We start from the raw sequence: 12,391 nt of genomic DNA on the forward strand, positions 1-12,391 counted from the left end.
CTATCAGATCGAGCGCCGCCCGCGCGGCGCTCGATCTGATATCGTCAACGAATGTGCATACATCTCCAAAAGCAATCACGATCAATCCCCGAGCCCGAGCCCGTCTCAATCAGCCATCTGCAACTCCGGCAGCTTCACCCTGAACGCCCGGGTCAGCCCCAGCAGACAGACAAACCCCGCCGCCATCCAGCACAGGCCGATGGTGAACGACATCTGCGACAGGCTGCTCCACAGCCATAGCGTGCTGAGAAAGCCCAGCCCCGGAATGGCGCCATACATCAGCACATTGCGCGCACCGCGCAGCTTCTGGTCCACCAGGTAGTGCTTGACCACCGCCAGGTTGACCGCTGAGAAGGCGAACAGCGCGCCGAAGCTGATCATGTTGGCCACCGTGTCCAGCGAGATCACCAGCGCCACCAGCGACACCAGCCCCACCAGCAGGATGGCCATGGCCGGTACACGCTTGCGCGTTGCCAGCGTGCCCAGTACCCGCGGCATGGCGCCGTCACGGCCCATGGCGAACAGCACCCGCGACACGCTGGCCTGGGACACCATGGCCGAGGCGAAGCAGGCAGCCACATAGGTGGCGGTGAAGGCGCTGGCCAGCAACTGGCCGCCGACGCTGCGCATCACTTCGACCGGCGCCGAGTCCGGGTTGGCGAAGCTGTCCCAGGCCGGGTGGGCCAACTGGGCGAAATACGACACCAGCAAAAACAGCAGCCCGCCGATCAGCGACACCGCCATGATCGCCCGCGGGATGCGCACCGTCGGTTCGGTGGTTTCCTCAGCCATGGTCGATACCGCGTCAAAGCCCACGAACGACAGGCACAGTACCGCCGCCCCGGCCATGATCAGCGGCACGCTGAAGCCTTCATGGTGGAACGGCGCCAGCAACGCCACCGGCTGCGCCTGGCCCGCCAGGCTATGGATGGCCAGGCCGACGAACACCACGATGAACACCAATTGCGCCACCACCAGCACCCAGTTGACCCGGGTGATCGACTCTATGCCGATCAGGTTGAGGAAGGTCACCAGGGCGATCGAGCCCAGTACCCATACCCAGGGGTGCACAGCGGGGAACCACTCCGACAGGTAGATGCCGATCAGCAGGTAGCTGAGCAGCGGCAGGAAGATGTAGTCCAGCAGCAGCGTCCAGCCAGTCATGAAGCCTGCGCAGGCGCCGAAGGTCTTGCGGGTGTAGGTGTACACCGATCCGGAATAGGGGTGGGCCTTGACCATGCGCCCGTAGCTGTAGGCGGTGAACAGCATGGCGCCGAGGGTCAGCAGGTAGGCGGCCGGCAGGTGCCCCTTGGTGGTTTGCGCCACCAGGCCATAGGCGGAGAACACTGCCAGCGGGACCATGTAGGCCAGGCCGAACAACACCAGGGCGGCCATGCCCATGGATTTGCGCAAGCGCCCTGGCTGGGCGGGTGAATGGGGTGCAAGGTGTTCAGCTGTACTTGTTGTTGTATGCATCGCTGGCTCCTGAAGACGGCAGCAAAGTGCCGCAGCATGCGAGTGGGCTCGCTGCCGTCGAAGGTGTCTTGGAAGGAGAGGCTGGGTGGGATGGGTTGATGCTCACACAGTTCGGCGGGGGGCGTAATCACCCGATGGGGTGAGGGCGGGACTGTCGCGCAGAGAACCAGTTCCGCAGATGAGCTATGCCCCCTGTGGGAAGCGGCCTTGCCGGGGCGCCGTCCGGTCGAGATGGGGCGCGAAGCGGCCCCAAGGTCTCGGCCTCATGCAAAATTGCCGGGGCTGCTGCGCAGCCCATCTCGACCGGACGGCGCCCCGGCAAGGCCGCTTCCCACAGGGGCCGTGGTGCATCTGCGAGACTGGTTCTCTGCGCGACATCGCAGCCCGAAAGGGCTGGGTGATCTCCTACAAAAGATCGCATCTGCCAGCGGCTACCTCACCCCAACGGGTGATTTCGGTACCCCCGGCGCCGTGGGAGTATCTGGAACAACAACCTCCAGTAACCGACAGGTGCACTGTGACTGACGATCCGCTTCTCTTGACCACGTGGTTCGAAAACCAGGCCCAGGTCACCGAGGCCATTGGCCGCCCGGGCTTTGCCGCCGCGCTGTTCGGGGCGCTGGCTGTGATCCGGCCGATCCAGGCCACCACCGTCTACCTCTACCCCCACGACGGCATGCCCTGCGCGCTGTTCGAGCAGGACGCCAAGGCCCCTTGGCAGCCCGAGGGCAACGTTGCCCGTTACCTGTCCGGCTTCTACCTGCTCGACCCGTTCTATGGCGCCTGCATGGAGCAGGTTGCCAGTGGCTGCTACGGCCTGTTCGAGGTGGCCCCCGACCAGTTCGAGCAAAGCGAGTACTACCAGTCGTTCTACCGCCATTCGCACCTGGCCGATGAGCTCAACTACCTGCTGCAACTGGCCCCCGGGCAAAGCCTGGCGGTGTCGCTGGCCTTCACCGACCGGCTCGACGCCGACACCCGCGCACGGTTCGGGCGCATCACCCCGTGGGTGCTGGCCGTGCTCGGCAAGCACTTCGCCGGCCTCGACAACCGTGGCGGGCGCTTCGAGAACCTGCTGGAGCAGCGCATCCACACCGCGCTGAACAACTTCGGCAGCTCGCTGTTGACCGAGCGTGAATGCCGCATCGCCCAGTTGATCCTGCGTGGGCACTCCACCAAGTCACTCGCCGAGCGCCTCGGCGTGTCGGAAGACACCATCAAGTCCCACCGCAAGAACGTCTACGCCAAGCTCGACATCGGCACCCAGTCAGAGCTGTTCAGTCTGTTCATCGACGCCCTGGCCAACGCCCAGGGCGTGCTCGGCCGCGATCCGCTGGAAAGCTACATGGGCAAGCTGCGCTGAACGCAGCGGCCCGCAATACCCCCATTCCAACAAGAGAACACCGCCATGAATGCGCCTTTTGCCCCGCAACGCCAGACCCGCGACTACCAGGCCAGCGACGCCGCCCACCACATCCACGCCTTCCTCGACCAGAAGGCGCTCAACGCCGAAGGCCCGCGGGTGATCGTCGGTGGTGAGCGCCTGCACCTGTGGGACAGCGAAGGCAAGCGCTACCTGGACGGTATGTCCGGCCTGTGGTGCACCCAGCTGGGCTACGGGCGCCGCGACCTGACTGCCGCCGCCGCCACGCAGATGGACCAGCTGGCGTACTACAACATGTTCTTCCACACCACCCACCCGGCAGTGATCGAGCTGTCCGAGCTGCTGTTCAGCCTGCTGCCGGGGCACTACAGCCACGCCATCTACACCAACTCCGGCTCCGAGGCCAACGAGGTGCTGATCCGCACCGTGCGCCGCTACTGGCAGGTGGTCGGCCAGCCGAACAAGAAAATCATGATTGGCCGCTGGAACGGCTATCACGGCTCCACCCTGGCAGCCACGGCGCTGGGCGGCATGAAGTTCATGCACGAGATGGGCGGGCTGATCCCGGATGTGGCGCACATCGATGAGCCCTACTGGTACGCCGAGGGTGGTGAGCTGACCCCGGCCGAGTTCGGCCGCCGCTGCGCGCTGCAGCTGGAAGAGAAGATCCTCGAGCTGGGCGCCGAAAACGTCGCAGGCTTCATTGCCGAGCCGTTCCAGGGCGCCGGCGGCATGATCTTCCCGCCAGAAAGCTACTGGCCCGAGATCCAGCGTATCTGCCGCCAGTACGACGTGCTGCTGTGCGCCGACGAGGTGATCGGTGGCTTTGGCCGTACCGGCGAATGGTTCGCCCATGAATACTTCGGCTTCGAGCCCGACACCCTGTCCATCGCCAAGGGCCTGACCAGCGGCTACGTGCCCATGGGCGGCCTGGTGCTGAGCAAGCGCATCGCCGAGGCGCTGGTGGAGCGCGGCGGGGTGTTCGCCCACGGCCTGACCTACTCTGGCCACCCGGTGGCGGCAGCGGTGGCCATCGCCAACCTCAAGGCCCTGCGCGACGAGGGCATTGTGCGCCAGGTCAAGGAAGACACCGGCCCCTATCTGCAACGCATCCTGCGCGAGGTGTTCGCCGACCACCCGCTGATTGGCCAGGTGCAGGGCGCAGGCCTGGTGGCGGCGCTGCAGTTCGCCGAGCACAAGCCCAGCCGCAAGCGCTACGCCAACGAGAACGACCTGGCCTGGCAATGCCGCACCTTCGGCTTCGAGGAAGGGGTGATCATCCGCTCCACCCTGGGCCGCATGATCATGGCGCCGGCGCTGGTGGCCAACCATGGCGAACTGGACGAGTTGGTGGACAAGACCCGCAAGGCCGTCGACCGCACCGCGCGCCTGGTCGGCAAGCTGTAACGCCACCCCTCCCTGAATACCCGCGACCGCCTGGCGGTCGCCTGGAGCCTGATGTGTACGACCTGAATTATTGGCAGCGCAAGGCCGCCGAACTGACCTTCCCCGACCGGGCCATGATCGGCGGGCACCTGGTACCCGCCGCCAGTGGAGCCACCTTCGATGCCGTCAACCCGGCCAACCAGCAGTTGCTGGCCAAGGTCGCCAGCTGCGCTGAAACCGACGTCGACCGCGCCGTGGCCAGCGCCCGGCAAGCCTTTGAGCAAGGCCCCTGGGCGCGCATGGCGCCGGCCGAGCGCAAGCGCGTGCTGCTGCGCCTGGCCGAGCTGATGCTGGCCCACCGCGAAGAGCTGGCGTTGCTGGAATCGCTGAACATGGGCAAGCCGGTGATGGACGCGCTGAACATCGATGTGCCGGGCGCAGCCCACGTGTTTGCCTGGTATGCCGAGGCGCTGGACAAACTCTACGACCAGGTGGCGCCCACCGCCCGCAACGCCGTGGCCACCATTACCCGCGAGGCCATTGGCGTAGTGGCGGCTGTGGTGCCGTGGAACTTCCCGCTGGACATGGCCGCCTGGAAGCTGGCCCCGGCCCTGGCGGCCGGCAACAGCGTGGTGCTCAAGCCTGCCGAGCAGTCGCCGCTGTCGGCACTGCGCCTGGCCCAGCTGGCGCTGGAAGCCGGGCTGCCCGAAGGGGTGCTCAACGTGGTGCCTGGCCTTGGCGAAACCGCCGGCAGGGCGCTGGGCCTGCACCCCGACGTGGACTGCCTGGTATTCACCGGCTCCACCCAGGTGGGCAAGTACTTCATGCAGTATTCGGCGCAATCGAACCTCAAGCAGGTGTGGCTGGAGTGTGGCGGCAAAAGCCCGAACCTGGTGTTCGACGACTGCGGTGACCTGGACCTTGCGGCCGAAAAAGCCGCGTTCGGTATCTTCTTCAACCAGGGCGAATTCTGTTCGGCCAACTCGCGCCTGTATGTGCAGCGCTCGATCCACGACGCGTTCGTCGAGCGGCTGGTTGCCAAGGCTCGCCACTGGTACCCCGGTGACCCGCTGGCCCCGGCCAGCCACGCCGGGGCCATCGTCGACGGCGAGCAGACCGCGCGCATCATGGCGGCCATCGCCCGTGGGCGGGAGGAGGGTGCGAGCCTGGTGTGTGGCGGGCGCCAGCTCAGCTTCAACGGTTCTAGCAATTTCATCGAACCGACCATCTTCACCGGGGTGCGGCCCGGGTCGGCGCTGGCCCGTGAGGAAATTTTCGGGCCGGTGCTGGCGGTGATGGCATTCGACACTGAAGAGCAGGCGATCCAGTTGGCCAACGACAGCATCTACGGGCTGGCGGCGTCGGTGTGGAGCGACGACCTGAACCGCGTGCACCGGGTGGCCCGGCAGTTGAAGGTGGGCAGTGTGTCGGTCAATACCGTCGATGCACTGGATGTGATCACCCCGTTTGGCGGGTACAAGCAATCGGGGTTCGGCCGCGACTTGTCGCTGCATGCCTTCGACAAGTACACGCAGTTGAAGACCACCTGGATTCAGTTGCGCGGGGTGTGAGGCCGCTGTGGGTGTGTACTGGCGCACCTGCCTCATCGCCGGCAAGCCGGCTCCTACAGGTACAGCGCAACCCTGAAGGCCATGCGTTCCCTGTAGGAGCCGGCTTGCCGGCGATGAGGCCGGTACAGGCACCCCTGAGCATTGTTCCGGAGCAGCAACCTACCCCCGCACCACCCGCCCCAGGCTCAGCGTCAACGCCTGCACCAAGGCACTGACCTTGGGCAGGTGCCCGCGGTTGCGCCGCCAGGCCAGGTGAATCGGCAGCCCCTGCACTTCGCATTCAGGCAGCACCTGCACCAGGCTGCCGTCATCCAGCTGGCGCTGCACCAGCCAGGTTGGCAACTGGGCAATCCCAAGCCCAGCCATCACCGCCATCGCCTGCCCCTCGCCATCGCCGATGGCCAGGCGCCCCGGCATGGGCTTGAGCAGGTCCACCCCAAGGCGCGCGCCGGTGAAGTGCAGTGCCGGCGTGCTGCCGTCGGTGCAGGCATACAGCACGCAGCCGTGGGCGCGCAGTTCGTCCTCGTCGCGCGGGGTGCCGTGCCGGGCCAGGTAGGCGGGGGCGGCGCAGAACACCAGGCGCTGGTTGCCCAGGTAGTGATGCTCGATGCCGGGCTGCCAACTGTGCGGGCCGCCGATGCGTACGACGATGTCGATGCTGTCTTCGGCCAGGTCGACGAAGCGGTCCGACAGGGTGATATGCGGCTGCAGCTTGGGGTGTTGGTCGGCAAAGGCCAGCACCGCCGGCAGCGCGTGCAGGCGGCCGAAGCTGGCCGGCAGGTCGATGCGCAGGTGACCGCTGGGGGTGCTGTGCGCTTCGTTGAGCGCCTGCTCGGCATCCTCCAGGTCGCCCAGCACGCGGCTGCAGGTGCGGTAGTAGGCCGCGCCGCCGTCGGTGAGGGCCAGGCGCCGGGTGGTGCGTTCGAACAGGCGTACCTGCAGGCGCCGCTCCAGGCGCGCGATGCCCTTGCTGACGGCAGAGGGGGTAAGGTTCAGGCGCTCGGCGGCGGCATTGAAACTGCCGGCATTGGCCACGCAGACGAACAGGTCGATGTCTTTCAGGCGCTCGGAAGCGGACATGGCGGGCTCGCTATTGGTGAAACTGGTTCGTTTGATTGCGGAATTACTACCAGTAATACGAACCAGATTCCAGAGTAGACTGGCGCCTCGTTTACCAAGGATCGTTTCACCATGACCAGTTCCACCCTGGCCTGCGGCGCCGCTGTGCGCCCGCGGCCCCGTGCCGGGCTGTCGATCGGCCTGCTGGCCGTCGGCGGCTTTGCCGTGTTGACCACCGAATTCATCATCCTCGGCCTGCTGCCGATGCTGGCGCGCGACCTGGGCCTGTCGGTGGCCGGTGCCGGCCAGCTGGTCACTTTGTTCGCGGTCACCGTGATGCTGTTCGGGCCACCGCTGACCGCCTGGCTGTCGCCGTTGCCGCGCAAGCCGCTGTTCATTGGCATCCTGCTGGTGTTTGCCGGCGCCAACGTGCTGTCGGCGGTGGCCCCCAGCCTGTGGTTGCTGGCCCTGTCGCGCTTCATCGCCGCGCTGGCCTTGCCAGTGTTCTGGGGCACTGCCAGCGAAAGCGCCGGGCAACTGGCGGGCAAGGGGCGCGAAGGGTGGGCGGTGTCGCGGGTGTACCTGGGTATCACCGCAGCCTTCGTGTTCGGTATTCCGCTGGGCACCCTGGCCGCCGGCGTTGTGGGCTGGCGCGGCAGCTTCTGGCTGTTGGCCGGGCTGTGCCTGCTGGTGGCGCTGTTGATGTGGGCCTGGTTGCCGCGCATGCCGGTGGTGCCCAAGCGCGCCGATGGCCAGGGGCAGGGGGTGATTCTCAAGGACCGCCGCTTCATCGCCCATGTGCTGTTGTCGGCGTTGGTGTTCAGCGCGATGTTCACCGCCTACACCTACCTCGCCGAAATCCTCGAGCGCCTGGCCGGTGTGCCGGCCAACCAGGTGGGTTGGTGGCTGATGGGCTTTGGCGTGGTGGGCATGCTGGGCAATGCACTGGCCGGCCGTATCGCCGACCGCAGCCCGCTGCGGGCCACCGTGCTGCTGTTGGTGATGCTGGCGCTGGGCATGGGCGCGGTAGCGCCGCTGGCCACGCACACAGCGCTGTTGATCGTGGCGCTGGTGCTGTGGGGGGTGGCTTATACCGCGCTGTTCCCGGTGTGCCAGGTGCGGGTGATGCAGGCCGGGGCCAAGGCCCAGGCGCTGGCCGGCACCTTGAATGTGTCGGCGGCCAATGCCGGCATCGCCGCTGGCGCAGCACTGGGTGGGGTGGCTATCCAGGCCCTGGGCCTGGGCGCGCTGGGGTACGTGGCTTGTGGGCTCGCGGTGCTGGCGATCATCGCCGCGCTGCTGTTGCTGGGGCGGGAGTGAGCCTTACACCGCCCGGGTATTGAGCAGGCGTACCCCCAGCCCGATGAACAGCGCGCCGGTGGCGCGCTTGAACCAGGCCGCGATGGGCGAGGCCTTGATGCGCTGGCCGAAGCGGTAGGCAGTGAAGCAGTAGAACGAATGCACCAGGCAGACGATCAGCGCCATGCTCAGGTACATCGCCGCGAACTGGCCGAAGATCGGCCGCCCGGGTTCGAGAAACTGCGGCAGGAAGGCGCAGAAGAACACCAGGGTCTTGGGGTTGCTGGCCGACACCAGAAACGCCTCCAGGCCGATACGCCACTTGCTGTGGTGGCGCACGGCAATCGGCTGGTTGCTGGCCGTGTTGCTGGCGCCGCGGGCCAGTAGCTGGCGCAGGCCGAGGTAGATCAGGTAGCCGGCGCCCACCAGCTTGAGTACCAGAAACGCCGCCGGCAGCGACACCAGCAGGGCGCCGATGCCCATGGCCACGGCGCTGATCGCCAGCAGTTGCGCGGCAAGGTTGCCAAACAGCGTCATGCCCATGCCCGACGGGCCGTAGCGCAGGGCGTTGCGCACGGTCAGCAGCACGTTGGGGCCGGGGCTGAGCGAGGTCAGCAGGTAGGCGAGGGAGAAGGTCAGCCAGAGGTGCAGTGCCATGGGGCGCGTCCTGTGCGCGGTGGGGAGGTGTCACGATGCCAGTTGTTTGCCAGGCGCGCCACAGGATTGCGCGTGGCCAGAATCAGCGCTGTACCCGTAGGAGCGGCCTTGTGTCGCGATGGGCTGCAAAGCAGCCCCGGCGATTTCGCATGAAGCCGATATCCCGGGGCCGCTGCGCGCCCCATCGCGACACAAGGCCGCTTCCCACAGGATTGAGCAGATCCCGAATCAGGCGCTGTACCTGAGCGGCCTTGCCGGGGCGCCGGACCGGTCGGAAAGGGCTGCGCAGCAGCCCCGGCGATTTGGCATGATGCCGAGATCGTGGGGCCGCTGCGCGCCCCATCGCGACACAAGGCCGCTTCCCACAGGATTGAGCAGATCCCGAATCAGGCGCTGTACCTGTAGGCCTTGCCGGGGCGCCGGACCGGTCGGAAAGGGCTGCGCAGCAGCCCCGGCGATTTGGCATGATGCCGAGATCGTGGGGCCGCTACGCGCCCCATCTCGACCGGACGGCGCCCCGGCAAGGCCGCTCCTACCACAACGCCACCGCCGCCGCCCCGAGCACCCGCCTGAACACTGCAACCGCCTGGTCCACATCCGCCTCACGGGTAAAGCGCCCGATACTCACCCGCACGCTGTTGCGCGCCTGGTGTTCGCTCAACCCCAGGGCCAGCAGCACGTGGGAAGCAGCGTTGCTCGCCGAGTTGCAGGCCGAGGTGCTCGACACGGCCAGCTCGCCGGCCAAGGCCAGGCCGTTGTAGCCCTTGCTGTCGATACACAGGTTGAGGGTGTGCGGCACGCGCTGCAGCGGGCAGCCGTTCAATGTCACCCCCGGCAGCGCCAGCAGCCCGTCACGCAGGCGCCGCGACAGTTGCTCGATGCGCAGGTGCTCGGCGTCACCGGGCTGGCCAGCCAGGGCGAAGGCGCTGCCCATGCCGGCGATCTGGTGGGTGGCCAGGGTACCGGAGCGCAGGCCGCGCTCGTGGCCGCCGCCGTGCATTTGGGCACGCAGCCCGTCGCGGGCGCGGGGGCCGACGTACAGCACGCCGATGCCCTTGGGGCCATAGACCTTGTGCGCCGAAAACGACATCAGGTCGACCGGCTGGCGGGCCAGGTCGATGGCCACCTTGCCCACGGCCTGCGCCGCATCCACATGCAGCAGGGCGCCGTGGGCACGCACCAGGGCGCCGATGGCCGCGAAGTCGGTGAGCGTGCCCAGTTCGTTGTTCACCGCCATCAGCGACACCAGGCGGGTGTCCGGGCGCAACGCCGCCTGCACGGCTTGCGGCTGGATCAGGCCCTGGGCATCCGGCGTCAGGCGGGTGATGGCCCAGCCTTGGCGCTCAAGCTCGGCGGCGGTGTCGAGCACGGCTTTGTGCTCCAGCTGGCTGGTGATGATATGGCCTACCGCGCCGGCACCCTGGGCGATGCCCTTGAGCGCCAGGTTGTTGGATTCGGTGGCGCCTGAGGTCCACACCAGCTCATCAGGCTGCGCGCCGACCTGGTCGGCCACCTGGCGCCGGGCCTGGTCCACCACTTCGCGGGCGGCCTGGCCGTAGAAGTGGCCGCTGGAAGCGGGGTTGCCGAAATGGGCCTCGCGGCCCAGGCAGGTGAGCATGGTTTCGATGACCCGGTCGTCGACTGGTGTGGTGGCGGCGTAATCGAAGTAAAGCGGGGCGCTGGTCATGATCGGGAGCGGGTCCGTGCAGGGGGGCCGGTGGTCGGCCGCCATGAACCGCATGCTACGGGGACGCTGCGGCGAAGGTTTTCCCTTCTTACCGCAGGCTGGCGCTGATTCAGAACTATCGTTTCGCCATTAGCTTATGACGTAGAAAAAATTTCTCCTGCAGCCTTAAAACCACTGCCAGGGTGCCAGTTTGCTGACCATCACCAGCACCATCAGGAACATCCCGGCAAACCCCGCAACCCCCATCCACAGCCAGCAGCGGTACAGCCGCTGGTAACCGGCAGGCAGTGGCGTGCCGCTTGCGCAGGCCTGGGCGGCGAGGGCCTGCATGCGCTTTTGCAGCGCCAGCACCGGCAACCACAGTGCGCCTACGCCGAAGAAGATCAGCAGCGCCGCCAGCAGCCAGCCGCCCGACCAGTCCATGCCAGTCAGGCGCACCATGGCGTAGCCGGTCAGCAGTTGCAGGGCGCCTGCCGGGGTGGTGATCCAGGCATCGAAGCGCACCACAAGGCGCGCCACGGCGGCAATCACCCGGGTGTCGCCGGTGCGGTGGGCGGCGATCAGGTACAGGTACGAGCCCATGCCGAACCCGAACAGGAATATCGCGGCGATTACATGCAGGTACTTGAGCAGCAGGTAGTCCATATCAGCCGTGCCGGTAGTCGAGGCTGTAGCGGATCTTGTCCGGAGCATCGATGGCGGCCAGGTATTCGGCCACGCTGATTTCGCCGACACAGGGCCGTGCACCGGGCTGTGGCCGGTAGCCATCGGCCACCTTGGCGATCAGTGCCACGGCGGCGCAGCTGGGGATTTCCGGGCCTTTGTCGTCCAGTGCCGTCACCTGGGCGTGCAGGCGCAGGGGCTGGCCATTTTCATCGCGGCCACGCACGTCCAAGTACATGGCGCTCTTGCCGTCGCCCCAATGCTCCACGCGCACGCCCAGGCGGTACAGGCGCCGCGCCCAGGGCAGCGGGTCGCGAACCGGGCCCAGCTTGACCAGCAGCGCCAGTGCCGCATTGGCCAGGCCGCCGGCCATCAGCCCGGAGCCTGCCTTGAAGGCCACGCTGGCGGCGCCGTAACGGGCCGGGAAGATTGCCATGTCCGGTACATCGACGTTGTTCAGCAGGCGCCAGCCGAGCCCCGGCAGGTGGCGCAGCTGCAGGCCCAGCCAGCCGTCCACGGTGCACGGGTGGCCATTGCGCCATTGCGGGATGGGCCGGCCGGCGTAGGCCAGCACGCCTTCGATGGTGGAAAGGCCAGGCATTTTTGCCGAGGAGGTGATGCCATGCTCGATGGTCTCGATGTGGCTGAAGCGCTGGCGCTGTTCGTCGAGAATCGCCGACGACAGGCTGGGCACCGAGCTGCATCCGCTGAGCAGGGCAACGCCGGCCTTGCGGGCGCGCTCGTCCAGCTGGGCGATGCCGCTGACGAATGCCCGGCAGTCGGCCAGGTCGCAGTAGTTCGCCCCGGCCTCGATGCAAGCTTCTGCCACGTGGTAGGGCTGGCCCTGGAACGGCCCGCCGGTGTGGATCACCCAGTCGATGCGCAGCGCACGCAGGGCCTCGGCGAAGCCGTCGGCCATGGCATCGCCGCACCAGCGTTCGCTATCGGTCAGTTGCTCGGCAAGCTTGGCCAGGGAGGCGCCGTTGCGCCCGGCGATCACCAGCTGTACCTCCGGCATGCAGTCCAGGTGGCGGCAGATGATGCGCCCGAAATTGCCGTAGGCGCCGATCACCAGGGTACGGATGGGCATGCTGCGCGTTCCTTGTGCGGGGGGGGCTGGGTGGCCCGGGTCAGGGCGGCGCAAGGGTTACTGAAAGTGCCGGGCAATGCAAGCCGGCATGGCCGCCTCGCTGTACGATCCGGCTTACA

At 67.2% G+C, this 12,391-nt stretch carries 10 protein-coding genes; 4 read left to right on the plus strand and 6 right to left on the minus strand.

Annotated features, from left to right (window positions below; translation table 11 throughout):
• Window positions 1–105: 105 nt before the first annotated feature.
• Window positions 106–1,476: an APC family permease gene (locus KSS94_RS11325; RefSeq protein ID WP_217843061.1), complete on the minus strand. Its 1,371-nt coding sequence runs from the start codon at window positions 1,474–1,476 to the stop codon at window positions 106–108.
• A 517-nt stretch (window positions 1,477–1,993) separates the two neighbouring features.
• Between KSS94_RS11325 and KSS94_RS11330 the strand changes: the two genes are divergently transcribed.
• The 3 genes from KSS94_RS11330 to KSS94_RS11340 all read left to right on the plus strand — a co-directional run bounded on the left by KSS94_RS11330 (window position 1,994) and on the right by KSS94_RS11340 (window position 5,817).
• Window positions 1,994–2,839: a helix-turn-helix transcriptional regulator gene (locus KSS94_RS11330; protein ID WP_217843062.1), complete on the plus strand. Its 846-nt coding sequence runs from the start codon at window positions 1,994–1,996 to the stop codon at window positions 2,837–2,839.
• Window positions 2,840–2,884: 45 nt separating this feature from the next.
• The gene (locus KSS94_RS11335; RefSeq protein WP_217843063.1) at window positions 2,885–4,267 is read left to right on the plus strand and encodes an aspartate aminotransferase family protein; all 1,383 of its coding nucleotides are present in this window, start codon (window positions 2,885–2,887) and stop codon (window positions 4,265–4,267) included.
• 113 nt (window positions 4,268–4,380) lie between these two features.
• Window positions 4,381–5,817, plus strand: a complete 1,437-nt coding sequence (locus tag KSS94_RS11340) for an aldehyde dehydrogenase (protein WP_437180008.1) — start codon at window positions 4,381–4,383, stop codon at window positions 5,815–5,817.
• A 159-nt stretch (window positions 5,818–5,976) separates the two neighbouring features.
• Here the strand turns inward: KSS94_RS11340 and KSS94_RS11345 are convergent, their stop codons facing one another.
• On the minus strand, window positions 5,977–6,897 hold the full coding sequence (locus KSS94_RS11345; protein ID WP_217843065.1) for a LysR family transcriptional regulator: 921 nt from the start codon (window positions 6,895–6,897) through the stop codon (window positions 5,977–5,979).
• A 111-nt stretch (window positions 6,898–7,008) separates the two neighbouring features.
• On the opposite strand from KSS94_RS11345, the gene KSS94_RS11350 reads away from it, so the two are divergent.
• On the plus strand, window positions 7,009–8,196 hold the full coding sequence (locus KSS94_RS11350) for an MFS transporter (protein ID WP_217843066.1): 1,188 nt from the start codon (window positions 7,009–7,011) through the stop codon (window positions 8,194–8,196).
• A 3-nt stretch (window positions 8,197–8,199) separates the two neighbouring features.
• Here KSS94_RS11350 and KSS94_RS11355 read toward each other — a convergent pair whose 3' ends face one another.
• From KSS94_RS11355 to KSS94_RS11370, 4 genes are all read right to left on the minus strand, one after another.
• Complete coding sequence (locus KSS94_RS11355) at window positions 8,200–8,832, minus strand: LysE family translocator (protein WP_217843067.1); 633 nt, start codon at window positions 8,830–8,832, stop codon at window positions 8,200–8,202.
• Between the two features lie 532 nt (window positions 8,833–9,364).
• Window positions 9,365–10,519, minus strand: coding sequence for a cysteine desulfurase family protein (locus tag KSS94_RS11360; protein WP_217843068.1), 1,155 nt, complete (start codon window positions 10,517–10,519; stop codon window positions 9,365–9,367).
• 165 nt (window positions 10,520–10,684) lie between these two features.
• Window positions 10,685–11,164: a DUF2269 family protein gene (locus KSS94_RS11365; RefSeq protein ID WP_217843069.1), complete on the minus strand. Its 480-nt coding sequence runs from the start codon at window positions 11,162–11,164 to the stop codon at window positions 10,685–10,687.
• Between the two features lies 1 nt (window position 11,165).
• Complete coding sequence (locus tag KSS94_RS11370) at window positions 11,166–12,272, minus strand: saccharopine dehydrogenase family protein (protein ID WP_217843070.1); 1,107 nt, start codon at window positions 12,270–12,272, stop codon at window positions 11,166–11,168.
• Window positions 12,273–12,391 lie beyond the last annotated feature (119 nt).

Origin of the sequence: Pseudomonas fakonensis (assembly GCF_019139895.1) — a bacterium.
Taxonomy (GTDB): Bacteria; Pseudomonadota; Gammaproteobacteria; order Pseudomonadales; family Pseudomonadaceae; genus Aquipseudomonas; species Aquipseudomonas fakonensis.